Origin of the sequence: Maribacter aquimaris (assembly GCF_014596745.1) — a bacterium.
GTDB lineage: Bacteria > Bacteroidota > Bacteroidia > Flavobacteriales > Flavobacteriaceae > Maribacter_A > Maribacter_A aquimaris.
The window spans coordinates 1-23943 of sequence record NZ_JABTCF010000017.1 but is presented as its reverse complement, the minus strand read 5'-3'; the positions used below and the strand labels follow the sequence as shown (position 1 = coordinate 23943).

Sequence of the window (23943 nt, the reverse complement as noted above, 5' to 3'; positions counted from 1 at the left end):
TAGTATTAAAGTCAAACTTGTTTCACCTCCCTTCTCTGTAAAGTTACTTTTTCTTTAATTATGATTTACTCTGGATTATCAATGAAATCATCAACTGAAGGACACCAAGTTCTATTGTATTTTCCAACAGGCTGATGCTCAAAATAACGTACTTCACTTTTGGTATCTAAAGATTTACCGAGAGAATTCAATGTTTCAGGGTCAGTATTTGGCCATTCTCCTGTTTCAACTCGTTGTACCATCGTTTCAATAGCGGCTAACCATTCACCTAAAGTAAAAGTGCAATGTCCCCAACTATTAACGTAGGCCTGACGAAAAAGCTTGGCATAGCCTTTTTCAGTTACCAATTCGCCATAACCTTGTGCCATGCTTGAGTATACTAAGCCATCGCCACTTGTGTTTATGCGTAAAAGTGGAACTTTAGGCTCTCCAATATGTGTTCGTCCCGGTACGCTCCAATACGCCAAAGCTTGCTCATCGGCATTTACCCTAGGAGCTGCATTTATTTTCATAAGTTCATCTTCCAGCTTAATCTCTGCTTGAACGTATAATTTCTCTACAGCCATTTTATAATCGGGATTTCCATTTTTAAAATACTCAGCATAATCAACACCGTTGTTAAACCTCAGCTGTCCGCCTCCTGCTTGCTCTAGCATACCAGTACCAAAAGCTTTTTGAGATGGTAACAATTTCATCAAGCATTTATACATGCTTTCCTGAAGTTCATCTGCATTGCCTACATTAGGTTGTGGGAAAGCATCCATCCAAGCAGCACCCCAAGCTGGCCATTGACCAATGGTAAATGCTAAAGCAATTCGCGCACGCCCTTCTGGGGTTTGCTGTGCGGTCTCTATAGCTTCTTGCCATCCTTTTTCAACTCTTTCTATTTCCTTTCCTTTTAATGGAAGCCCAACAATGGGCAATTCTGGAGCAATTAAGGCTTGTAATACAAAGAGTGCATCCATATGAGTATTGGCCATCCAAGGGCTAGTAGCAGCACATCCAGCTATACCCCCATCTATACGGTCAGGGTGAATTTCTGCCATTGCTAGTGTGATAGTACCACCTCCCGAACATCCCAGTTGAATAACATGTTTTGGTTGCCCAAAGGTTTGTTCAAAAATATCGAGTACTGAAATAATATCGTGAATTTCGTGAGCAGGATCGTATTTAGAAAATCTTTCAGGGCGACGTTTGGTACCAGACAAAGCATAACCATGTTCCAAAAGGTAAAGGTTCCTTTCGGAGTTGGCCGACTCCAGATAATCCAAATCGCTAAATAAAATGCCATTCCAATTTTCAGGAACTCGAATCATATACTGTGTCCCACGAACTGGAATAGTATCTTTTACTTCAGAATATTTAGCAGTAACCTTTACATTTACTTGTGGATTCATCAGTTCTGGTAGTTCCCATGTCTGTTCTGATTCTTTTTCCTGAGAATATGCAAAATTTGGTAAACAAAAACATATTACAATTAACAAGATAGGTGTCGTTAAATATATATCTGCAATCCTTGTTGATAGTACATTTGATTTTGGTTGTTTTTTAAAGCTCATTTTTTTAAAAATTAAATTAGATAAGTTTAACTAAAAGTGATTAAATTTTTAGTCTACCTATTTCTGAATTTTACATTTGTCTCACTTGGTGCTAACGTTTATGTATAAGAATAGTAGCGGGTTTGTATGCGAGGATTTTCCGAAGGAAAATCAGAAGCTAGCAAGCAAAGCAACTGACATTGGTTAAGCACAAAATAGCAATTAATTTTATACGGTGTGCCTGTTGCACAAGTTAGTGAAAAATGTCTTTGTCGATCATTGCCGATCGGGTGATCGATCGTAACTTTCGGTAGGCATAAAAAAAGCCCCTTGAAGAGGCTTATAATGATGATATTATGTCTGATTAAAGGCTTGTGCAACGGTTACCGTTGTTGTGCTCTCATTTTTTTAATTATTAGTTTTCATTTTTAGGGTAATCTCTCCAATATTGTATGCATATATTGAAGCGGGAAGAAAAATGAATCTCAAACCTTGTATTTCTTTCGTTCCTATTTGATCAATTGAAGTGACAACTGCAGATTTAAGGTTATTTGCATCACAAAATTTAATTAAACTTTTCAATTCTTGTGGTTTATCAAAATATCGGTTACTCCATTTAATTTCTACTCCCCAAACAGGTTTATAATTTTTATCATCTACCAAAACTAGATCCACTTCTCCTTTATTCCTGCCGTCTTTCCATCTAGCATATGTTAAATCTAGTTGCTCTCGATGCATCCATTGTGAAAGAATTGCTGTTTCAACCATGTTTCCCATTTCTTGGTCTGTTTCACTTATCGGGGAAAATAAAGCAGTGCGAAGTGATGGGTTGGTAAGATATACTTTGAAGCTAGTTATTCTTTTTAATCTTTTTGCATTGACCCCAACCTTATTTAGTACCTTAATTAAGAATGCTGCTTCTAAATATTCTAGATATTTTTTTAATGTATCCTTTTGAATACCACTTTCCCTAGACATTGTCTCATATGAGAATTCATTACCAGTATTATAAGCTATGTATGTAAAAAATCTATTTAACTCCTGAACATCTTTGATTCCATACAAGCTTGGCAAATCTCTAAGCAGAACTTTGTCTACAATGTCGTTTTTCACATATCTATCCATATCGCCTTGTATTTTTTCAGATAACACAACCTCTGGGTATCCTCCAAAATTTAAATAATGGACAAATTCTTTATTTAATGCTTTGGGATTATGAGTTAAGCAATACTTTATATCCTTGTCTCCATATTGAATATCACCTGTAAATATTAAGTGGTCTAATTTTTTCAAATGAATATATTCCTGAAATGTTAATGGAGGTAATAAGAAATCAGTGAATCTACCCGCTCCACTTTCCGTACTGTGCCATTTCAAAGCTGCGGCTGCTGAGCCAGAAACGATGAATTTAGTTTCAGGATAGGAGTCAACCAATACTTTTAAATGTCTTTCCCAATCTTTCAAGTATTGTATTTCATCAAAGAAGACGTAACAACCATTTAGGTTTTCAAGGTTTAAAGAATCTTTGCATAAAGTTAAAACATCCTCCAGGCTTAAATTCACATAAATTGGGTTGTCAATCCCGATAAAGAATAGTTTATGAGGATTTGTTCCTTGTTTTAATAAATTTTCAATGCAATGAAATAACATTACAGTTTTACCAACTCTTCTGGGCCCCATTAGAACTAAAGCCCTTTTAATACTCCTTTCGAGGACGAATGGATAAAAGAGCTCAAAGTATAATCTCTTGGACATTGAACTATATGTGTTCGGTATCTCTTTCGTAATCCACCATGGATTTTCATAACGAAGACGTTCAATAATCTTTTCTGTCGGAATAAGATTTAGCATTGCCATATTTTCATCTTAAAATAACAAATATAGTAAAAATAAGTAGATTCAAAACTATCTATTGTTACAAATAATGAGGTTTTAGGATGGGTGTAGGGCTAGGAGGTAGTTAATTCGACAATCATCGGCTTGTCATAATGAAGCAGAACGGTTCGGCTCGTATGTTTGGTTTTAAGTTTGAAGATAAGATATTTAGAACAATGAATTAGTTTAAAGGGTAGAGTGATTTCGAGGTTCGGCTAGATACTTGAGAAAGATACGCTTCATAGGTTTTATACTCTTCCCAAGCTAATGGATTCAGCACTTAACGACCTATTTGTTATAGCCGTTGTACCTGTTGCACAAGTTGGCAAAAAAAAGTTTTTGAAGATCATTGCCGATAGGGACAAGGATCGTAACTTTAGGTATGCATAAAAAAAAGCCCCTTGAAGAGGCTTATATTGATGATATTATGTCTAATTAAAGGCTTGTGCAACGGTTACCGGTGTTAGGTGTAGTTTATTCTTGAAGCTCTAAACCACTTTTGCTAAAATTCAGATATTTTCTTCTTAAAAGATTAAGCATTGGTTCTTCGAAAGGTGGTTTTACATAGCACCTTAATCTAATGGCTATTTTTTTGACAATTCCATCGGATTCGTTTTGACTCGTGGTCAATAAAAGTTTGAATTTTTGCATGTCCATAATTTGGAAATCCTTAATTGTTTATTTTTCCAAAACCTTCAGGGTTGTGCTTGTGTTTAAACAAGAATGCAAAGAATATGGCTATAATTAATGAATAAATAGCAAAGGTATTCCAGATATCCATCCAAATAAAGTCGCCCTCATTACTTGTGAAAAAATTTCCGATAATGATTCCACTTACCCATGATCCTAATATGGCACCAAATCCATTGGTCATCATCATGAACAGGCCTTGCGCACTTGATCTGATATTAGAATCACATTGTGTTTCAACAAACAGAGAGCCTGAAACATTAAAGAAATCAAAAGCCATACCGTAAATGATACATGATAGAATAATCATCCAAAGTCCTCCAGAAGGATCTCCATAAGCAAATAGGGCAAATCGAAATACCCAGGCAATCATACTCATTAATATTACTTTTTTGATGCCAAATTTCTTTAGAAAGAATGGAATTGCTAGTATAAATACCACTTCAGAGATTTGCGATATTGACATGATAATTGTTGAATACTTTACTACGAACGAATCAGCATATTGTGGTACTTTTTCAAATTCTGATAAGAATCTATCTCCATACATGTTAGTTAATTGCAAAGATGCTCCCAATAACATTGAAAAAATAAAGAATAGGGCCATTTTGTAACTTTTGAATAACTTGAAAGCGTTCAAACCAAGCAATTCAATAAGTGAAGCACCTTTTTTTCCTTGGTTTTGAGGTTTACATTGTGGCATTGTAAATGAATAAACCGCTAAAATGAATGATGCAACTGCTGAAATATAAAATTGATTAGCTGACGCTTTCGAACCTGATAAGTTAGTTAACCACATTGCTGCGATGAATCCAATGGTTCCCCAAACGCGAATAAGAGGAAATACCTTGATTACATCATACTTGTTGTTTTTTAGAATAGTGTATGAAATTGAATTCATTAAAGCAATGGTTGGCATATAGCAAATCATAGCCAGTAAAATAACTGTAATAAATAAGGTAGAATCGTCAACTTGCGGTAAATATAGCATTGCTACACCTCCCAATAAATGAAGTATTCCGTATAATTTTTCTGCGTTAATCCACCTATCAGCGATTATCCCCGAAAGGGTAGGCATAAACAAAGATGAGATTCCCATTGTTGAGAAAACGGCACCAAATTCTTGTGGCGACCAACCTTTGTTTCCAAACCAATAGTTCGCAATTGTTATTAACCAGGCTCCCCAGATAAAAAACTGAATGAAATTTAATATTATTAAGCGACCTTTTATTCCCATAGTAATCGCATTATAATTAGATTTTAATATGTTAAGATTGAAATAAATAATATAATCCCTAATAGGGAATCGTATTTAATTTATGACTTTAAATGGCACTCAGATTTTGGTTGTTGAGTATCATTAAGAGGGTTGAAATCTCCAGGTACAATCAGTAGTTAAACGAAATGTAGTATTAGTTATCTGATTGGAACATGCCGTTTTAAAACTAATAAAAAAATTAGAATTAGCTCCTAATCCAAGTCGTTGGTATTTTTTTAGTTAGGGTTTTTAGTTAATTCAATTATTTTGATTTGTACGACTATTATATTGTTTGTTCCTGAAATTTATCTTTTTCTAATTATACCTAACGTGTTTGTGTATGGTTAGTTGCGTGTTTAAGCACGTAATTTAGTAAATAAAAACCGTCCCGATGGTTCGGGAGAAAATCCGCGAGCCCCGACGCTTTGGGGTTCGTAAGTAGGGGATAACCAAGCCATGATTATTATACGGTGTGCCTGTTGCACAAGTTAAGAAAAAAGTCTTTGTCGATCATTGCCGATAGGGACAAGGATCGTAACTTTAGGTATGCATAAAAAAAAAGCCCCTTGAAGAGGCTTATATTGATGATATTATGTCTAATAAAAGGCTTGTGCAACGGTTACCGTTGTTAGCAACTGTTATTTTACGTCTTCAACATCGTTAAAAATATCCCATACAGATTCCCATTTTCCATTTGGTTGTTTTTTACTCAATATAATCCATTTGTATGTTCCGCTTGCTCCTTCTGAATCTCTTGTTTCAAAACCGGAACCTCTAATTACAGCCCAATCATCAAGAACAATTACTTCCTTTACTGTTTCGGTCATTTCTATAAGAGTTGAGTCATTCCGCTTATTAAACATTTTTTCGTAACGGTCTTTAATCGCCTTTCTTCTGTGATATGATGGTTGGTCAGGAACCATAAAAACAGCATTTTCAGAATAAGTATTTGCACATCCTTCGGCATCTCCATTTATCCAAGCAGTTACAAATTCGTTTGTTACTTCTTGAATCATTTCAAAATCAGAGCCACTAGTTACTATTTCTTTTTTTTGCTCATCATTAGTTTTGTTATATAAAGATCCACATACAAATCCTATGATAAGTAAAAAAGCAGATGCAAAAATTTTTAAGATTGATTTATTCATAATTGGTTGTTGTTTTTTCTAATAGTTGCCAACGCTTGGGCCAAAGCGTAGTGCAGAGGTACGCCGTCTGCGACAGCATCGGGCGAGTTGGCGCGTTGGCCGGTTTCCGTCTGCCGACGTCGCTAAAGCTTTTGGTTTTGTTTTTTCTTTTTTTTGTTTAAAAGCGACCCCGACGCTTCGGGGCCAAAGATTTCGCGACTTTATAAATACACAAGACCTTAGCATTTAAAGCCTTAGCCTGTATTGTTTAAAGGTTGTGATACCAAATGTTTTTATTCCGTTCTCCTTAAAAAAGACCCATCATCATTTTTTATAAACTCTATTCCCTTTGTAGTTGAGTAAATAACAAATCCCGAATCACTTCCTGAATTTAGTACAAATACATTATTGAAGTCAAATCCATCTGAAGAAAAACTTGTTGTTATTTCTTCTAAGTTTTCGGTATCTAAATTATCAATTCCATAAAAAAGAGTCCCGTCAGAAACAACTATATGCGATTTATTATCTTCTCTCTTTTCTATTTCAGTAGTAAATGTTTTTCCAAGTGTTTCTATTATCAAATCATTTTCTTGACTTTCAGCTAAAACTACCGTGCAGCTATCATTGTCAGAAGAATTTAAATCTTTATTCTCGGTTGTCTTGGTAGTAGTTTTAGCATTTATCAATTCTTGCTCTTGATTTATAAACTGAATATTATCCTGCGACTCCATTGAAATTAGAGAAGACTCAAATTCATTTAAGTCATAGTTTATTGTTTCCTCGTCGGAACAACCGCATCCATAAAATAAGTTTAAGCACATAATTCCTATTAATATTTTAATTTTCATTGTATCGATTTTTAGTGTTATAATTTTGTTGATTTTAAATATTTGTTAGCGAGAGGACTATAAATAGTGCAGACGCAATGAAATTTTTTGTTTCCGTCAGTCTACAAGTTAAGTTTCTTCTATTCATAAGACTTTGTACTTTTCGCATGTACATAAAATAATACCAGATTGTAAAAAAAAAGTTTGTTCATTGGCAGTAATTTTTATTTCTATAAACTGATTCAATTTTGGTGCCAAAAACTTACAAATCATTGGTGGTGTAGAATTTTCAAAATATTTGGTAACGATTTGGCTATGCGTAGTGCGGAGGTACGCCGTCTGCGACAGCAGCGGGCGAGTTGCGCGTTGGCCGGTTTCCATCTTCGCACGTAGCTAAAGCTTATTGTTTTGCTTTTTTGTTCCAAAGCTACCCCGACGCTTCGGGGCCAAAGATTTTGCGCACTTCATAAAAATACACAAACCTTTCGATTAAGCCCGAAGCCCCTATTGATTATAGGTTTTGTACCTGTTGCACAAGTTAAGAAAAAAGTCTTTGTCGATCATTGCCGATAGGGACAAGAATCGTAACTTTAGGTAGGCATAAAAAAAAGCCAGCTGAAGAGGCTTATATTAATGATATTATGTCTAATTAAAGGCTTGTGCAACGGTTACCATTGTTGTACTGCGTTTATTTCATTTTTGATGTAAATATATTCTTAATTGTATCCAATTCCTTTTTGTATTTCAAATCTGTTCTTGATGCAAAATATAAGGTGTTTTCCGTTTTTACTTTTCCTTCCCAAACTAAATTTATTTTGTTGCTTAAAATTTGTTCTTGACATAAAAAATCGGGAACTAATGCAAGTCCGTTTCCATTGTTTAAACATCTTATAATAGAAGTAATGTTTGGTAAAATATAGTTTGGTTTGAAAGTAGGTTTCTTATTAAAATTCTCAAACCAAAAACGTCTAAAATGTTCCATTTCATTTGAAGAACTATACCAGATATTTTGAAGTAGTTCCTCTTCTAACTTACTTAAATTTTTTGATGTAATGTGTTTTTGTATTTTAGTTACATTCGTTTTGTTTCCTGCTATTAAAACGATTCTTTCTTTTGAAAATGGAATATACTCAACTAATGATTTTTTTTCATTCTGTTTTTTAGGGGTTATCACTAAATCTAAAATACCATTGTTTAGGTCTTTTATTAAATCTGTATGTGCTCCAAATCTAGCTACTAGGTCAAAGTCTAGTTTTGGAATTTCGGGTTCGATAATTAGTTGAAACATTTCTGAACACATTCCAATGTTTAGAGATGGATTTTTTTCTTGGGTTGTTTTTTTAAAATGCTGTTCTGCAATTTCAAGTTTTTTTAAAGATTCAATAATATATTCATATAAAAATTTCCCGTCCTCTGTTGGAATCATTTTTCTCGAAGTACGTTCAAATAGTTTTTTGCCAACATAAGCTTCTAGTGCATTTAAGTGTACACTAACTCCTGGCTGTGAAGAATATAAAGCAATAGAAGCTTTAGTCAAAGTTCCGTTTTCATATATTTCTTTAAATGTTCTGTACCATTCTAAATTTACCATAGCTATTAAAATATTGATACAAAGGTATGATATGTATTATTTTTACAATAATAAATATTGCTTTAATTTTGTCTCAAATAAAATAAGATACAAATGAAAAATATATTTATAATTAATGGAAGTCATCCATTTGCGCATTCTGGTGGAAGATTTAACGAAACACTTTTCAATAATACTATTTCATTTTTTGATACGCTTGAAGAATTTGAAGTGAAGTTTACTCAAGTAGGTGAAAATTATAACGTAAAAGAAGAAGTTGAAAAATTTAAGTGGGCAGATATAGTGATTTATCATACTCCAATTTGGTGGTTTCAAATTCCTTTTGGGTTTAAAAAATATATAGATGAAGTTTTTACGGAAGGTCATCAAAATGGTATTTATTCAAGTGATGGAAGAAGTAGAAAAAATCCAAACATCAATTACGGGACCGGTGGTTTAATGCACGGAAAAAAATATATACTTACTACAAGTTGGAATGCGCCTAAAACCGCATTTACTTTAGAAAATGAATTTTTTAATCAAAAAAGTGTAGATGAAGGTGCTATGTTTGGGTTTCACAGAATGAATGCTTTTACAGGAATGGAATTATTAGCAACACATCATTTTCACGATATGGAAAAAAATGCAGATGTTCCTTTTGAGTTGAATAATTACAGTACTTTTTTAAATGATTTAATGATTAATTTGTAACTGTCTAGTTTGGTTGCGAAATGCAGTACAACGGTTTGTGTAAAATGCGTTTTAATGCATTTTTACATAGTGTTAGCAAAAGTTAATATCTGTTTATTAATTATTTAGTGGCTTAAATTATGATATACTTTAGTTGAATTTTCATAATAAATTTTATATAAAGATTCTTCTGGTAATTCAATTCCTTTGAATCTGCTACTTATCTCTGTTGATTCGCAATTTTGGTTTGTTGACAGAAACTTCCAATCATTGAATAGGGAAGAAGTCAGTTTTTCTGGGTTATCATAAGCATCAGTACCATATAATATTCTGTCAGAATATTTGATAAAAAAATCCCGAATATCGTCATATCTATTCTTAGATTGTAATTGTAAATGTCCTAAACGTGAAGACAAATCAACTTTAAAGTTAGGATACTTATCAAAACGTAGAGCTAGTTCTTCATAGCTCCATTCTAAGCTTCCTAAATGCGCACCAACAAAAACCAAACTGGGAAACTTTGCCAACACATTATCCCTTGCTTGTATCTGCAATTCATAGTGTGGTATGTCTGGATGTAAATACGCATGGAATTCGGGATTATTGGTGTAATACATCCTATTTCTTTTTGATGTCATTTCATGTAAGGGCAACCAACAATTTTTAGGTTCTCCTAAATGAGCTAACAAAGGAATTCTATTTTCACTTAAATATTTAAAAAGAGGGTCAAAAAATGTATCATCAATCATTAAATATGATTTATCTAATGATTTTATAATTTCCATACCAATATTTTTCCAAATTTTAACTCCAACAGCACCTTTTTCCATCGAATTATTAATTCGAGCAAAAGTTTTCTCGTACCATCCTTCATTTTCCCATCCATCCATTTCAAAACTAGCAATAAAGGAAAAATGCTTTTTGTTTTTTAAAATATACTCTAAGGCTATAGTTTCTTGTACCTTCATTGATGGAAATACGTTAGCATTCGTATTAATATTTATGAGTTTTATATTGTATTCTTTTGCAATTTTCTCATAAACTGGATTGTAAAAGGTTGAATGAAAATGGGAATCAATTTTTGGAAAGCTCTTGAATAATTTCATAATTATAATATCAAGTTGTCGACATTGGTTTCTTTAATTTATTACTATTTCGCCTATTTTTTATATACATTGTGCCTGTTGCACAAGTTAAGAAAAAAGTCTTTGTCGATCATTGCCGATAGGGACAAGGATCGTAACTTTAGGTAGGTATAAAAAAAAGCCCCTTGAAGAGGCTTATATTGATGATATTATGTCTGATTAAAGGCTTGTGCAACGGTTACCTGTGTTATGGCAAGTCATTTTGTTAAATCTTTCGATGTCGCTAATGCAATCACTCTACCACTATTACCTACGGCATTGTAAAAGTGGTAAACAACTCCATTCCATTTTATTACCCAGGGTTTATGGGCATACTTTTTATCATACTCTTCTGAAGAAGCTAACAAGTCTTCTCCTTCCCAATCTGTCCAATTTATTAAATTGTACGAGCAGGCAAACCGTTCAAAAGCACCGGGTTTCCAGAATGCTCCAAAATAGAACATTACGTAAATATCACCGATTTTAGCAATCTGTGCATCACCACAAATGCCTTTTCCTCTCGTAATAACCGGATTTTCTCCATATCGTTTCCACCTAACCATGTCGTCAGATACAGCCATTGCAATACTTTCATAGTTAGCAGTATCTCCCTTAGCGTTATAATACATAACGAAGGGATGTCCTGTATGCTTGCTGCTATCACGAATGACCAAACTTTTGTAGATAGTTTTGTTCTCAAACCAACGAACATCTTCATCCTCAGGAGACAAAAGAGGAGGATTATTTGTATTCCATTCATCAGCTTCAGTTAAAGAGGTGGAATTTGCCAAGCCAATTTTTAATGTGCCTGATTCGTATCCAGCTGTGTTTCCACCCAAGTAGGTCATCCAGTATTTGTCTTGATAATTTTCTACGGTGTAATCACCACCCCAATCGGTATTAATAAGGGATACGTACCCGGCTTTTTGGTTGGCATCCCATGTATTTTCTGTAAACGATAATATTTTTCCTTTAGATTCCCAATTGAGCAAATCATCGCTTTCCGATAACCAAGTTTCATACCCTTGACCATCAAAAACAATGTAAGTCATATACCAGATATCGTTTTTGCGAAAGATAGTTGGACTGTCAACCATTTTTGTGGAATCAGGATGTTGAACAACAACACCATATTTAAACGGAGTTTTAATCTCATTGAAAATTTTCTCCATTTCTACCTGAGGTACCACCTTGTTTAATGGGGTATTTATCTGATTACAACCGATTAATGATATTGCTGCTACTGCTACTAGCAATAAAATATTTTTCATTCTAAATGTATTTATTCTCCTTTTGTTGATTTGCCATAACGATCTCGTATAACCGTCAGTTACGGGTTAATATGCGTTAATTTTCGGTTTAGCACAGACCTTAGCAATTCCGAGTGGATTATGACGTAGTCGAATCCGCCGTAATTGCGGTTATACCTTGTGCCTATTGCACAAGTTAAGAAAAAAGTCTTTGTCGATCATTGCCGATAGGGACAAGGATCGTAATTTTAGGTAGGTATTAAAAAAAGCCCCTGAAGAGGCTTATTTTGATGATATTATGTCTAATTAAAGGCTTGTGCAACGGTTACCGTTGTTGTGCATAGTGCTTTTCACGTTGATTTTGCCCTGTCATAATTTACTTCTGCAATATTGGTATTTAAAAGTGCATCTTTAACAGTTATGTTGTTTTCTATGGCGTAGGCAATACATTCGTCTAAAGACCACACTTTTGGTGTTGAAGTATTATAAGCCTCTTGTGCATTTGAAAATTGCACGATTAAAAAGCTCGCTATGATGAGATATAATTTCATTTTTGTGTGTTTTACATTAATACTACAAATGTGAAACTAAATGCTACCTTAATAAAGTAATGGATGTTTGGGCTAATTGTCTATATAGAACGTCTTTTTTTATCGACGGGATTTTTGGGCAAGTCATCCTTACGTTAAATTAATTGCTTTGCACACCCCTACAAGTGATCACATATCACGAATTATTTAAAAATTTTAAATAAAAAAACCGGTTACAATTTAGTAACCGGTTTTTAAATAAGTATTCGTAATCTTATTATTTTTTAGGGTTAAGTTCAAACCAAAAATCTAACTTTACCTCTTGTTGGGTTGCATTACCTTGTGGTAGTCCGCCACCATTTCCTCTTCCGGCACCTCCACGGCCACCAGAACGGCCACCTCCAGAACGACCACCTCCAGAACGACCACCTTGTCTACCACCAGTTGTCATAGTAGGTTGTGAGCGGTTTTCCTGTTGTTCTTGCTTGGTAGAAACAACTCCAATAGATAATTTTGAGAGATCTTCATTTTCCTTTATAATCTTTGAAGCAGGAATCTTTAAATGGAATTCTAAAATTGGACCCACTTCCGTACTTTCTTCATAACTATAATTCATTTCAATTCCCAAACTATTTAAATCCAAATTAAAATCTTGAGATGAATCGTAACTTGTATAATTTGCCGTTTTTGGAAGGTTTTCTAGCATTTTATTGATATCCGGACCATTTTGCTCGCCATTTCCGCTACGCTCACCTCTTTCAGGCCTAGTACCTTTTTCTGGAAGCTCTGTTTTTAAAGGGTATTGTATGCTTACATTTTTCTTTTTCTTCCCTTTTACATCAAAATATATTGTATACCCACGGTGAAGCATAACTTGCATGGTCTCTTTGAACTCTGCATGTAGTGTTACATACAAATCTTTACCATCAAAATTTGCTTTGTATTCAATATTATCTTCACTCCCCATAAACGTAGATTCATCCTGGGCAATAATAACACTACAAATTAAGAAATGTAGGATCGCTAATTTTATTTTCATGGTTATTGTTTTATTTCAGTCTCGTTAATTTTTGTTTTTCTTAGTCCTAATTATTTTAGTCCGCTACAAAACTTCTTTAACCATAAAACCTACTTCCATATTTTGGGAATTCACAGTGACATCGCCTTGAGGAAAAGAAAACTGACACTGAAAAAATCTGGAAGGATGAGCTATAATTTTAGCTTTTAAATGAATTGATGTAACACTACAAAGGTGAAATTTTATTATATTTTACGATCAACCGATAGACGTTTGGGGTAATTGTCTAGACAGAAAGTCTTTTTTTATCGATGAGATTTTTATGATTTTGTGGGCTGGAAGCTATATTGAAGTCTATGCTACAGTTATTGGAACTTAGAATTTTATTTTTTTTGAAATAATTAAACTTTTTTAAAATAGAATAGTCTTTATATCGTATGAATATTTAAATCAGAATTCTAAACTCTAATAATTACAAAAAATGAAACATTTAGCGATTTTACTTACACTACTTTCAAGCCTTTATTCTTTTGCTTCAAATACAACAAATTTTCCCGCGGATACAACACAAGTATCCAATGAGAACATTTTATATAAAGTTTCACAAGATGACAATTATGTTTACTTAAACATAAGTACTACAGACACAAAGACCTCTATGTCAATAATTAGAACAGGCCTTACCGTTTATTACGACATCAAGGGAAAGAAAAAAAAGGATGTGTATGTAAAATATCCCTATAGTACCGAACCAAGACAATCTCGCCAAGGTTCCCGAGGAAATAATGACTCAAATACTATTGACTTAAATAGTATGATTGAAAAACTACCTGCAGAAGCTTAATATAGTTCATTTGAAGAAAAGCAAGAGTTTAATAAGGACTTAAATACTTTAGATATTGCGATTGAAAACCATTATACAGCTTCGAGTCAATTATTTGAATTTTCAATTAAAATTCCAAAAACAAAAATATTATCCAAAGAAAATAGTGATTTTTCTAAACTATCCATTGGTGTTGTTTCAAATAAAATGGAAGGAAATATAAACAAAGAAAGAGGTCAAGGTCAAAACCAAGGGATGCGAAGTGGTGGCGGACGTAGAGGAAATGGAAGTGGACGTGGCGGAATGAGAGGTCAAAATAGACAAGAACCAAGTTCAACAGCGGAAAAGATAACTGTTGATTTTTGGTTTGATGCCAAATAAAAACATACCGTTAAAAGGTGTAAATATTTAATTATTTTTATTAATTATTATTGTGATTCGGTTGTTAACATTTTTATTTCAAATGTTGATGTTTTGTGCGATTTTCGCATTATGCACAACGGTCTAGTATAACCGTCAGTTACGGGTTAAATTAGCGATTATTTTCTGTTTGGCGCAGACATTAGCAATTCCGAGTTGATTCGGACGTAGTCGAATCCGCCGTAATTGCGGTTATACATTGTTGGCTGTAGTGTTTTTTTAATCCCATATTTTTGGTCTATCAATTTTCATTGCTCTTAAATACGACAAAAATTGTCCTGCGTGAACTGATTCGTGATATCCAATCCGCAATAGATATTTTCCAAGTATTTTCTTTTCTCCGTTCCCTGGATGAATGATTTCGGTTTCGTTTAATTCCGTATCCGAAAATTGCCATACACTTTCTATAAATGTTTTTCTATAAGGTTCGGCAAATTCAAGTTCATCAGTAACGTTAATGAATGGTCGGTTTTCCCAAGGTGTTTTATAATTTGTCATATCTCTTTGATTAATAATAAGATTCCATCCATAATCAGCTTCCAAAACGTGTCTTATCATTTCTGACGCACTCATAGCTTTTTCGTCAGGTTTCCAATTATAATATTTCTCAGGTAGTCCATTCCAAAGTTTTATACTTCTTCTCCTTATTTCTGTAAAATTTAAAATTATAAGTTCAGATTGGGTCATTTTCTTTGTTTTCGGGAATGTCGTTTTACATTACAGCCAACGGTTTAGCTATGAACAGTACGGGAGCAAACTACCGTTTACTTTGCGCCACACACATAGCGAAATCTTTTGGTTTTGTTTTATTTTTTTCTTGTACAAAGCGACCCCGACGCTTCGGGGCCAAAGATTTCGCGACATTATAAATATACACAGACTTCTGCGTTAAAGCCCTAAGCCTGTATTGTTTATAGGTTGTGTGCCTGTTGCACAAGTTAAGAAAAAAGTCTTTGTTGATCATTGCCGATAGGGACAAGGATCGTAACTTTAGGTAGGTATAAAAAAAAGCCCCTGAAGAGGCTTATTTTGATGATATTATGTCTGATTAAAGGCTTGTGCAACGGTTACCAATGTTATGCTCTTTTTAATTCAATTCTATTATTAATCAAATATATCTGATTTAGCAATTTGTCTTGAAATATCATCTAATTCGTTATAAACTCCATTATCATCGGCAGTTCCAAAAAAGGCTATCACTAAATTGCGAGAAGGTGAAATGTAAAGACCTTGTCCGCTAAATCCACCTTTATAAAAATCTCCGTCTTCCATTACTTTGTCCCATTGATAGGTGTTGTGATGAACAGCTTCTTTATCAAGCGTGTAATTTTCAGAACCGTATGCAGTAATCAAATGAGGACGACCTTGCTTTTGAATCTTATCGAAATATTCATTTGAAACGAAAGTATTATCACCTGAACGACCATCGGTTAAAAACATATAGCCAAATCGAGCTAAATCTCGAAGTGTAGAACTGATTCCTGCGTGAGATACACTCGTGCCATTTGTTTGTGTAATAAATGCATCAGATTCCGCACCAATTTTTCGCCAAATTTCACGCTCAATATTTTCTGCATAAGAAAGACCTGTGATTCTTTCTATGAGGCAAGAGAGAACGAAAGTGTTCACTGAAGTATATTCAAATATTTCTCCAGAAGTTTTTGCAGATGATAAGGTTTTAATGTGCTCAAAAGCATTGTCTGCGGTTTTTTCTGTTCGTTTTAGAAATCCAAGAGCTGCTTCAAATTGATAGTAACAAGTTTCAGGGTTTTCAAAAGCGCCATCAACCCATTCACGACAATCAATTCCTGAAGCCATATCAAGAATGTCAATTATGGGTACACCTTCCCATCCAGACCCTTTAAGTTCAGGTAGATAATGTTCTATTGGTTTTGTTACATCAAGTTGTTTTCTGTCTTCCAAAACTGCTATAAGAGTTGAAGCAAATACTTTAGATACTGACCAGTAAAGATGCTTATCGTTTGAAAACATTCTTGGGTAGGCTTCATATACAATACGGTCTCCTTGCAATATTATCATACCATCCACTTTGTCGCAAGTTTTGACATAGTCTTGAAGTGTCATTTGTCCTAATTCAGAAGTAACAACAAACTCCTCGATTTCTTTGCGGTAATCTTCTTTTAGGCTTTTAACATTTCCTTCTCTATTGATTATGGCGTGAGTCCAAAATTCAGGCATATTTAAAAATATATAACGAGATATTTCACCTCCATCATCCCAATTATCCATATTCCATTGCTTAAATACGGACTGAATTTCCTCGTTTGAAAAACCATCATAAGTTTGAGCAAATAAATTTGAATATGAAACAATTAATAAGAGAAGTAATAGTCTGAAATAGTTCATTTTTTTCAAGGATGTTCGGTTTTTAGAAATTGAGCATAACGGTCTAGTATAACCGTCAGTTACGGGTTAATATGCGATTATTTTCTGTTTGGCGCAGACATTAGCAATTCCGAGTGGATTCGGACGTGGTCGAATCCGCCGTAATTGCGGTTATACATTGTGCCTGTTGCACAAGTTAAGAAAAAAGTCTTTGTCGATCTATGGCGATAGGGACAAGGATCGTAACTTTAGGTATGCATAAAAAAAAGCCCCTTGGAGAGGCTTATATCGATGATATTATGTCTGATTAAAGGCTTGTGCAACGGTTACCGGTGTTAGCAAAAGTTTTTGTTATATTTTCTTTTAGAATTGCTGGATATGTAGTTCCATTTGAGGTTCCTTCTCCTTTAGCACCAACACCAAAAGTGATTGAGTCTCCAAAGCAGACAATTTTCGTTTTTTGATTTATTAAATTATTTTCTGTTAAAAATGAAAATATTGTTTCGGCGATTAAAGAATATCCTAATTCAGTTGGGTGAACTCCATCTCTTTTGTTGCTGTTTTTTTTATTTTGTATATAATTGTCATTGTTATGAATTGGAATATTCATTTCACGAAATTTAGTATTTAAGTCTATAAAACTTATATTTTCTTCGGTAGATAATTTGTCGATAATATTAGATATTGAATCAAGTTTTTTGTTTGGCTTTTCTGTAAATAATTTTTTGTTGTGTCTTTCGAAAAGGAAAATTGAATCAACAGTTGGAGGGCTACATAAAACAATTTTAATGTTTTCTTGTTTTAATTTATGTATAATACTTGTCAGATTTTGTTTATATTCAATATATGAAATCATTTTTTTGGAATTCAACATATCATTTGTTCCAACCATAATTATCACAATATTTGGCTCTTTATCAATGACGTCTTCGTTAATTCTATTCAACAAATCAATAGTAGTATTGCCTCCAATTCCTGCATTAAATACAAACTCATTTTGATTACAAGAAATTAAGGTAAGACTAAAAGATATTATTAATAAATAGGTTTTCATTTTTTTTAAATTTTTGCTAACGTTTTGTGTATTGTTAGTGCGGGAATAGAAAGTCAGCAGACTTTCAATTTAGCACGAGGCAAAGCATTTTGTTTGCTTTTATCTTTTTCTGTACTAAAGTCAAATCAAAATGATTTGACGGACTTAGTAAATATGCACAAAACTTTGGATTAAGCACTAAAACCCGTATTAACAATACACATTGTTACCTGCAGGCTTTTATTTATTCATTGCATTTTCATAATCAGATAAAGATTTCCATATTTCTTCTATTTCTGGCCATACATTATCTGTAAAATCTGTATCGGTATTTACCAGAATTATTTTTCCGATTTTAGTTTTTGGATTAAAGTACATCGCTGTAAAAACACCTGGGTCAGAGCCGTTATGACCAATCATATTATTTTGGACATTTAAAAAATTATCACGAAATTCATTGAAAATCCCATAAGTTTCATTCTTTCCATTATTTGAAAAATTATGTTTTTCAAATTGTTTTTTATAACTTTCTTTATTGAGTAATTTGCCTTTTCCATCGTAGCCTTTTATTAATTCTGATAAAAATAAACCTAAATCGCTACTCGATGTTAGAAATCCACCATCGGCATAAGTTATAAGCGAATATTCCGCAATCATTTTCTCTTTGTTTGCAAATAACCTTGAACGTTTTGTAGAATCAATATCAGTTGATGTCCAGCCAGAATTATTCATTTTTAATGGTTTCAAAATGTAGTCTTTAGTAAAAGACTGATAATCCTGTCCAGTTGCAGATTCTATTATCTGTGCGCAAAGAGCAGCAGCTATATTTGAATATTCTCTTTTTTCTCCCGGTTTTGTGTCGGAAAATATCCCTTTAGAGTACCATTTTCCATTTTCGGTCAAGCTATTTTGAATAAATTCTAATAATGAAATCTTAGTTTCAGGTTTGTTAAAATAGTCAAATACACCTTCGTTTTCTTCGTGTTCAGATTTTTTTAAAACATACGATTTTGCGTAAATCTCATCAAGGTCAATAATTGAAGATGTGTGATAAGCCAAATGTTTAATTAAAATTGGATTCTCTGGATAGTTTGGATTAACAATTTTGAAAGGCAAATATTTGTTGATTGGGTCATTAATATTTAATTTACCTAACTCTTGTGCTTTAAATAAGGAAATTCCTATAAGTGTTTTGGATATTGAAGCTATGTTTTGAATTGTACTTGATGTGTAAGGCTTATTTTGCTCAATATCTGTAAACCCAAATCCTTTATCATAAATCAATCCATTTTCGTCCACCACAGATACTGAAAATCCGATTATCGCATCTTTATCAAAAGCTAATTGCAAGTTATTAGTCAATGTATCATTTATTGCAGTATGATTTTTTTCGAGTGTTTTTTTTGTTTCGTTTTTTTGTTTACACGAAAATATCATTGTTGAAAGTAAGATGATTAAAAATAGATTTTTCATTTATTAGTTGTTTGTTTTAATCCTCGGTCGTTTTTTCAGCTTGCAGGTAACGTTTATGTATAAGAATAGTTGCGGGTTTGTATGCGAGGATTTTCCGAAGGAAAATCAGACGTTACAAACACGCAACGACCTTTGATTAAGCACTAAAACAGCAATTTTTTTTATACGGTGTTGTAAGCAGTTATTATTTTCTTTTCAGGTTCAAATATCACTTTCAGTTTCTCAGTCAAATTTACAAACTCCTTTTCGTTAATATTCAATCCAATATTTATTATTTCGTTTTCAACTTTTAAGTTTTCCTTTCCCGTTTTATCGAGTTTTATAGACAACATATTTTTCCAAAGTTCTATTTCCGAAATCCCTCCATATCCACTTCTTGATTGGTCGTTAATTTCAATATGAAAAGTATTCATTCCTAACTCAATTTCTTGCTCATCTTTTCTGTCAAATGCATCTTGAATTATTAAATAAATATCCTCATTTCCTGTTTTTCCTGAAAATGCAATAATCAGCAATTCATTTTCATCATAATCGGCAAATATTTTGTCTGCTTTAAATTCCATAATTAATTCGCTTTTTTTCAGAATATTGGTTTCCGCAGTTTTGGTTTTTAATTGCTTACAACGGTCTTGTATACGATTAGTGGCGTGTTTAAGCACCTAATTTAGCAAATAAACACCAGATAGAAAATCCGCGAGGATTTTCGTAAGTAAGCTAAAACTAGCCATTAATTATATACGTTGTGTGTGCCCAGTATGGGCGTCTTTTAGCTACAGAAAGGTAGCTAATTCATTTAGAGGGTGCAAGTCCCTTATGGGCAGGGGTAACCCTTCGACTTCGCTCAGGACAGGCTCTTTGAAGCATTAGTAAGTCGCAAGGGTGGTAACTGCGAAGTTACATCTGAAGAAAGCGAGACTACAAAACTCGGTACTGACCCTTCGGCTGCGCTCAGGATAAACCAAGCAGGAACCGTATACAGAGGCATATTCATCTGGGTAAGCAAGCACATCATTGTAACGCCCCATGAGAACCAAAAGGATGATTATGTAGATACGGCAGTTATTGAGCGAAAGAAGATGTTCTTACCTGGAGGGCGGAGCGTAAAGAAAATGTCTAGCAGACATTTTTAGTGAACGAGCCGGCTGGCGTATGGCATAACCACGGGTTGGTTAAGTGGAGAAGTCAGCCGAGGTCATAGTACCCACAGGACACGAGTTACAGAAAGCTGTATAGGTCTCACAAGTGGGGAAGGACCGAACGCAGTCCTTCTGGAAATTATTCAGGGAGCATTGAATTTCGTTAATGGGCAACCCCCAGAAAATCTGTAGCCCTTTAAAAAAGTACAGAATAGTTTCGATTGGTGTAAAGAGCGATTGAAAAGATGGATTGCGAACCGCCGTATACGAGACCCGTATGTGCGGTGGTGTGAGGGGTGCACTCCGTCATTTGATGGCGGAGCCATCCACTCGATTAGCAAACGTTTCTATTTCCATAATTTGCTCTTTATTAATATGTAAAATAATATCCTTTTTTATTTTTTGAATTTACAAATACATAATTACTACCAATTGTATCCAATTTTAATTCCACGATTGAAGGTTCATCAGAACAGTCGATGCATAATTCTGATGGGTAAATCACTTTTTCTTCTACAAAATTTCCTTTTGTAAAACTAGACCCATATTTATGTTTTACCGTACATAAATAATTGCTAGTATCTTTTATTTTACACAACTTGGTATTGCCTTCATTAAAAATCGCAAAACGAATTAACGTATCTTTTTCTATTTTAAATTGATGTTTGTTGTTTGGGTAGAAAAAATCGGTTGTTGAAGAACGACCTGCAAATACTAATAAGTAGGTAGTTTCTTTACTTTTAGATTTCTGTAAAAGGTTAGTTTTGGGTAAAGAAATATAGTTCCTAGAATTAATTAAAGATATTCCTTTTCTATTTGATTTTTCTAATAATCTTATTTTTGGATTATTTTCTTCATAAGTATATAGGCTTATTTTTAAGGCTCTAAATCCTTTTTTTTCTAATGAAAGCTCGTGATTATATTTTCTAAAAGAGAAAAAACCTCTATTGTATTCTTGAGTTTCAGAAGTAGTACTGTGTTTGGTGCTATCCATTAACGTAACTTTTGTGTTTTTTATAGGGTCATTAAAAATAGTTATTACGTTACCAGACAATTTTAAACTTTGTTGTTTAGGTTTAGTAGTATGGTAAAGGTCTTTATATTCAACTTCTGTCGTATTCGTTTTTTTTAGAATAACTGTTTTTAAATTATAAGAACCTAATTCTGAAAAGTTATCAATTTTAGTGGCTAATGTTTGATAGCCTTCTTTTTTAAATTCTATAAAAACTATTCTTGGGGTATCTATTGTATAATTTCCTAGGGAATCTGTTTGTACAGAAGTTAAATTGCTCTTATAGAAAATAGATACGTTGCCCAACGGGTTTCCAAAATCATCTTGTAGATGGCCAAAGACACCAATTTTCTCTTTTTCATTTAGAGTACACTTCAATAAAGTAGTACATATCCCAACTAAAATAAATATAAGTACTATTTTTCTATTCATTTTTTAATCTTGACTAACGTCAAATTTAGTTATTAATAATCACCTAATAATATTTTCCACTTTTCAGCCTTTTTTCACTCGTTAGCTCGAGGAATTAATCGGATTTTGATGTGGGTAATGTTTGCTAACGTTGATGTGTATGGTTAGTTGCGTGGTTAAGCAACTAATTTAGTAAACAAAAACGAACCCGAGAAAATTCCGAAGGAATTTTCCAAATAAGCACTTGCCCAAGCAATTAATTATACACGGTGTGTGTGCCCAGTATGGGCGTCTTTTAGCTACAGAAAGGTAGCTAATTCATTTAGAGGGTGCAAGTCCCTTATGGGCAGGGGTAACCCTTCGACTTCGCTCAGGACAGGCTCTTTGAACCATTAGTAAGCTGCAAGGGTGGTAATCGTGAGATTACATCTGAAGAAAGTAGGACTACAAATTCTGGTACTGACGAACAGGAACCTTATATGAGGCTATTAGGTTGGATAAGCAAGCACATCATTGTAAAGTCCAAAACACGTAAAGTGATAACCGAAATAGTAGATAAGGCAGGGATCAGAAGAAAGAAGACGCTCTTACCTGGAGGGCGGAGCGTAAAGAAAATGTCTAGCAGACATTTTTAGTGAACGAGCCAGCTGGCGTATGGCATAACCACGGGTTGGTTAAGTGGAGAAGTCAGCCGAGGTCATAGTACCCACAGGACACGAGTTACAGAAAGCTGTATAGGTCTCACAAGTGGGGAAGGACCGAACGCAGTCCTTCTGGAAATTATTCAGGGAGCATTGAATTTCGTTAATGGGCAACCCCCAGAAAATCTGTAGCCCTTTAAAAAAGTACAGAATAGTTTCGATTGGTGTAAAGAGCGATTGAAAAGATGGATTGCGAACCGCCGTATACGAGACCCGTATGTGCGGTGGTGTGAGGGGTGCACTCCGTCATTTGATGGCGGAGCCATCCACTCGATTGTGTGTTCGCCTTTTATATTTCGTCTTCAAATTCTAAAAAATCTTCGTGAAGCGATTGTATTATCTGTCCAGTTGGTTCCGAATTTTCATCTGTTTTAATAAGTGTCCAACTAATTTTGTCACGCTCAATTTCTCTGTTTCCCTCGTCAATAATTTCAACAAGATTATAAATCATTCCCTTGGAATATGACAACAAAAAGTCAAATAATTTTTCTTCGCCAATTTTTTCCTTAATTTCTTCAAGTTTTTCTTCGATATCTTCATCAAATTCACTTGCCATAGAAATATTCACTTCTGTTGATTTTGCAATATCAAAGAAAGATTTCAGAACTAAAAAACGTCCAAATTGTGGAATTTTTTCAGTTATCTCACTTGAAGCCCAGCCTAATGGTTTTTTTGCGCCAGCATTTTCAAGTCTAATCACTAAATTTTCAAATTCAACTTTTTGTTCGGCTGTTAACTTTGAAATACTTTTCTCATAAAAGTCCTTATGTTCAGAAATTTCGAGATGTTTTTGAGTATGTTTCATTTAATTTTTTATTAGGTTTTTCATTCAGCGTTCGGTTTTTTAAGGTGACGCACAACGTTGTTGTATATGGTTTGTTGCGTGGTTTGGCAAGTAATTTAGTAAATAAAAACGGAATAAATAATCCGCGAGGATTTTCGTAAATAGGCTAGAACTAGCAATAAATTATATACGGTGTTGAACTAATCCTCGTACCTCGGAAGCTTTTAGTTTGTTTATAAAAGTACGTTATCTTACTGTTTGATAAAAACCTTAAGAATATGTATTTAAAAAAAGTCAAGGACGATCT

At 33.8% G+C, this 23943-nt stretch carries 22 protein-coding genes; 4 read left to right on the top strand and 18 right to left on the bottom strand.

Annotated elements, in window-relative coordinates:
* Nucleotides 1-65: 65 nt before the first annotated feature.
* Nucleotides 66-1559, bottom strand: coding sequence for an alpha/beta fold hydrolase (locus tag HPE56_RS19345; RefSeq protein WP_188245394.1), 1494 nt, complete (start codon nucleotides 1557-1559; stop codon nucleotides 66-68).
* A 387-nt stretch (nucleotides 1560-1946) separates the two neighbouring features.
* The gene (locus HPE56_RS19340; protein ID WP_188245393.1) at nucleotides 1947-3395 is read right to left on the bottom strand and encodes an ATP-binding protein; all 1449 of its coding nucleotides are present in this window, start codon (nucleotides 3393-3395) and stop codon (nucleotides 1947-1949) included.
* A gap of 285 nt (nucleotides 3396-3680) precedes the next feature.
* On the opposite strand from HPE56_RS19340, the gene HPE56_RS20520 reads away from it, so the two are divergent.
* Nucleotides 3681-3803 (top strand): hypothetical protein, encoded by a 123-nt coding sequence (locus HPE56_RS20520; RefSeq protein WP_262890275.1) that lies wholly within the window; start codon nucleotides 3681-3683, stop codon nucleotides 3801-3803.
* An 84-nt stretch (nucleotides 3804-3887) separates the two neighbouring features.
* Here HPE56_RS20520 and HPE56_RS19335 read toward each other — a convergent pair whose 3' ends face one another.
* From HPE56_RS19335 to HPE56_RS19315, 5 genes are all read right to left on the bottom strand, one after another.
* On the bottom strand, nucleotides 3888-4064 hold the full coding sequence (locus HPE56_RS19335) for a hypothetical protein (RefSeq protein WP_188245392.1): 177 nt from the start codon (nucleotides 4062-4064) through the stop codon (nucleotides 3888-3890).
* 19 nt (nucleotides 4065-4083) lie between these two features.
* On the bottom strand, nucleotides 4084-5340 hold the full coding sequence (locus HPE56_RS19330) for a nucleoside permease (protein WP_188245391.1): 1257 nt from the start codon (nucleotides 5338-5340) through the stop codon (nucleotides 4084-4086).
* Between the two features lie 659 nt (nucleotides 5341-5999).
* Nucleotides 6000-6509 (bottom strand): YybH family protein, encoded by a 510-nt coding sequence (locus tag HPE56_RS19325; RefSeq protein ID WP_188245390.1) that lies wholly within the window; start codon nucleotides 6507-6509, stop codon nucleotides 6000-6002.
* A gap of 272 nt (nucleotides 6510-6781) precedes the next feature.
* Complete coding sequence (locus HPE56_RS19320; RefSeq protein ID WP_188245389.1) at nucleotides 6782-7336, bottom strand: hypothetical protein; 555 nt, start codon at nucleotides 7334-7336, stop codon at nucleotides 6782-6784.
* Nucleotides 7337-8003: 667 nt separating this feature from the next.
* Nucleotides 8004-8906 carry a LysR family transcriptional regulator gene (locus HPE56_RS19315; protein WP_188245388.1) on the bottom strand — a complete coding sequence of 301 codons (903 nt, stop codon included), beginning with the start codon at nucleotides 8904-8906 and terminating at the stop codon, nucleotides 8004-8006.
* Between the two features lie 93 nt (nucleotides 8907-8999).
* On the opposite strand from HPE56_RS19315, the gene HPE56_RS19310 reads away from it, so the two are divergent.
* Entirely contained in the window at nucleotides 9000-9596 is a 597-nt protein-coding gene (locus HPE56_RS19310; protein WP_188245387.1) for an NAD(P)H-dependent oxidoreductase, read from the top strand.
* Nucleotides 9597-9700: 104 nt separating this feature from the next.
* Here HPE56_RS19310 and HPE56_RS19305 read toward each other — a convergent pair whose 3' ends face one another.
* The 4 genes from HPE56_RS19305 to HPE56_RS19290 all read right to left on the bottom strand — a co-directional run bounded on the left by HPE56_RS19305 (nucleotide 9701) and on the right by HPE56_RS19290 (nucleotide 13518).
* Nucleotides 9701-10681: an amidohydrolase family protein gene (locus tag HPE56_RS19305; protein ID WP_188245386.1), complete on the bottom strand. Its 981-nt coding sequence runs from the start codon at nucleotides 10679-10681 to the stop codon at nucleotides 9701-9703.
* Nucleotides 10682-10917: 236 nt separating this feature from the next.
* Entirely contained in the window at nucleotides 10918-11970 is a 1053-nt protein-coding gene (locus HPE56_RS19300; RefSeq protein ID WP_188245385.1) for a glycoside hydrolase family protein, read from the bottom strand.
* Between the two features lie 329 nt (nucleotides 11971-12299).
* Complete coding sequence (locus HPE56_RS19295) at nucleotides 12300-12500, bottom strand: hypothetical protein (RefSeq protein ID WP_188245384.1); 201 nt, start codon at nucleotides 12498-12500, stop codon at nucleotides 12300-12302.
* 256 nt (nucleotides 12501-12756) lie between these two features.
* Nucleotides 12757-13518: a hypothetical protein gene (locus HPE56_RS19290; protein ID WP_188245383.1), complete on the bottom strand. Its 762-nt coding sequence runs from the start codon at nucleotides 13516-13518 to the stop codon at nucleotides 12757-12759.
* Between the two features lie 460 nt (nucleotides 13519-13978).
* Between HPE56_RS19290 and HPE56_RS19285 the strand changes: the two genes are divergently transcribed.
* Together HPE56_RS19285 and HPE56_RS19280 are read left to right on the top strand one after the other, a co-directional pair.
* Nucleotides 13979-14341, top strand: coding sequence for a hypothetical protein (locus tag HPE56_RS19285; RefSeq protein ID WP_188245382.1), 363 nt, complete (start codon nucleotides 13979-13981; stop codon nucleotides 14339-14341).
* Nucleotides 14342-14527: 186 nt separating this feature from the next.
* Nucleotides 14528-14701, top strand: a complete 174-nt coding sequence (locus HPE56_RS19280; protein ID WP_188245381.1) for a hypothetical protein — start codon at nucleotides 14528-14530, stop codon at nucleotides 14699-14701.
* A 258-nt stretch (nucleotides 14702-14959) separates the two neighbouring features.
* On the opposite strand, the gene HPE56_RS19275 is transcribed toward HPE56_RS19280, so the two are convergent.
* The 7 genes from HPE56_RS19275 to HPE56_RS19245 form a co-directional block, all read right to left on the bottom strand.
* Nucleotides 14960-15427, bottom strand: coding sequence for a DinB family protein (locus HPE56_RS19275; protein ID WP_188245380.1), 468 nt, complete (start codon nucleotides 15425-15427; stop codon nucleotides 14960-14962).
* Nucleotides 15428-15844: 417 nt separating this feature from the next.
* A complete protein-coding gene (locus HPE56_RS19270) occupies nucleotides 15845-17107 on the bottom strand; it encodes a serine hydrolase domain-containing protein (RefSeq protein ID WP_223170387.1) in 1263 nt (420 codons plus the stop codon).
* A 286-nt stretch (nucleotides 17108-17393) separates the two neighbouring features.
* Nucleotides 17394-18140 carry a DUF459 domain-containing protein gene (locus HPE56_RS19265; protein WP_188245378.1) on the bottom strand — a complete coding sequence of 249 codons (747 nt, stop codon included), beginning with the start codon at nucleotides 18138-18140 and terminating at the stop codon, nucleotides 17394-17396.
* Nucleotides 18141-18359: 219 nt separating this feature from the next.
* Complete coding sequence (locus tag HPE56_RS19260; RefSeq protein ID WP_188245377.1) at nucleotides 18360-19592, bottom strand: serine hydrolase domain-containing protein; 1233 nt, start codon at nucleotides 19590-19592, stop codon at nucleotides 18360-18362.
* A 161-nt stretch (nucleotides 19593-19753) separates the two neighbouring features.
* Nucleotides 19754-20155 (bottom strand): Imm10 family immunity protein, encoded by a 402-nt coding sequence (locus HPE56_RS19255; protein WP_188245376.1) that lies wholly within the window; start codon nucleotides 20153-20155, stop codon nucleotides 19754-19756.
* A 943-nt stretch (nucleotides 20156-21098) separates the two neighbouring features.
* A complete protein-coding gene (locus HPE56_RS19250) occupies nucleotides 21099-22172 on the bottom strand; it encodes a hypothetical protein (RefSeq protein ID WP_188245375.1) in 1074 nt (357 codons plus the stop codon).
* Nucleotides 22173-23141: 969 nt separating this feature from the next.
* Complete coding sequence (locus HPE56_RS19245) at nucleotides 23142-23657, bottom strand: hypothetical protein (protein ID WP_188245374.1); 516 nt, start codon at nucleotides 23655-23657, stop codon at nucleotides 23142-23144.
* Between the last annotated feature and the right edge of the window lie 286 nt (nucleotides 23658-23943).

What these genes read in the sequence shown, in the direction of transcription:
- HPE56_RS19345 (WP_188245394.1), bottom strand. Translation starts at nt 1,559, where the DNA reads ATGAGCTTTAAAAAACAACCAAAATCAAATGTACTATCAACAAGGATT.
- HPE56_RS19340 (WP_188245393.1), bottom strand. Translation starts at nt 3,395, where the DNA reads ATGGCAATGCTAAATCTTATTCCGACAGAAAAGATTATTGAACGTCTT.
- HPE56_RS20520 (WP_262890275.1), top strand. Translation starts at nt 3,681, where the DNA reads ATGGATTCAGCACTTAACGACCTATTTGTTATAGCCGTTGTACCTGTT.
- HPE56_RS19335 (WP_188245392.1), bottom strand. Translation starts at nt 4,064, where the DNA reads ATGCAAAAATTCAAACTTTTATTGACCACGAGTCAAAACGAATCCGAT.
- HPE56_RS19330 (WP_188245391.1), bottom strand. Translation starts at nt 5,340, where the DNA reads ATGGGAATAAAAGGTCGCTTAATAATATTAAATTTCATTCAGTTTTTT.
- HPE56_RS19325 (WP_188245390.1), bottom strand. Translation starts at nt 6,509, where the DNA reads ATGAATAAATCAATCTTAAAAATTTTTGCATCTGCTTTTTTACTTATC.
- HPE56_RS19320 (WP_188245389.1), bottom strand. Translation starts at nt 7,336, where the DNA reads ATGAAAATTAAAATATTAATAGGAATTATGTGCTTAAACTTATTTTAT.
- HPE56_RS19315 (WP_188245388.1), bottom strand. Translation starts at nt 8,906, where the DNA reads ATGGTAAATTTAGAATGGTACAGAACATTTAAAGAAATATATGAAAAC.
- HPE56_RS19310 (WP_188245387.1), top strand. Translation starts at nt 9,000, where the DNA reads ATGAAAAATATATTTATAATTAATGGAAGTCATCCATTTGCGCATTCT.
- HPE56_RS19305 (WP_188245386.1), bottom strand. Translation starts at nt 10,681, where the DNA reads ATGAAATTATTCAAGAGCTTTCCAAAAATTGATTCCCATTTTCATTCA.
- HPE56_RS19300 (WP_188245385.1), bottom strand. Translation starts at nt 11,970, where the DNA reads ATGAAAAATATTTTATTGCTAGTAGCAGTAGCAGCAATATCATTAATC.
- HPE56_RS19295 (WP_188245384.1), bottom strand. Translation starts at nt 12,500, where the DNA reads ATGAAATTATATCTCATCATAGCGAGCTTTTTAATCGTGCAATTTTCA.
- HPE56_RS19290 (WP_188245383.1), bottom strand. Translation starts at nt 13,518, where the DNA reads ATGAAAATAAAATTAGCGATCCTACATTTCTTAATTTGTAGTGTTATT.
- HPE56_RS19285 (WP_188245382.1), top strand. Translation starts at nt 13,979, where the DNA reads ATGAAACATTTAGCGATTTTACTTACACTACTTTCAAGCCTTTATTCT.
- HPE56_RS19280 (WP_188245381.1), top strand. Translation starts at nt 14,528, where the DNA reads ATGGAAGGAAATATAAACAAAGAAAGAGGTCAAGGTCAAAACCAAGGG.
- HPE56_RS19275 (WP_188245380.1), bottom strand. Translation starts at nt 15,427, where the DNA reads ATGACCCAATCTGAACTTATAATTTTAAATTTTACAGAAATAAGGAGA.
- HPE56_RS19270 (WP_223170387.1), bottom strand. Translation starts at nt 17,107, where the DNA reads ATGAACTATTTCAGACTATTACTTCTCTTATTAATTGTTTCATATTCA.
- HPE56_RS19265 (WP_188245378.1), bottom strand. Translation starts at nt 18,140, where the DNA reads ATGAAAACCTATTTATTAATAATATCTTTTAGTCTTACCTTAATTTCT.
- HPE56_RS19260 (WP_188245377.1), bottom strand. Translation starts at nt 19,592, where the DNA reads ATGAAAAATCTATTTTTAATCATCTTACTTTCAACAATGATATTTTCG.
- HPE56_RS19255 (WP_188245376.1), bottom strand. Translation starts at nt 20,155, where the DNA reads ATGGAATTTAAAGCAGACAAAATATTTGCCGATTATGATGAAAATGAA.
- HPE56_RS19250 (WP_188245375.1), bottom strand. Translation starts at nt 22,172, where the DNA reads ATGAATAGAAAAATAGTACTTATATTTATTTTAGTTGGGATATGTACT.
- HPE56_RS19245 (WP_188245374.1), bottom strand. Translation starts at nt 23,657, where the DNA reads ATGAAACATACTCAAAAACATCTCGAAATTTCTGAACATAAGGACTTT.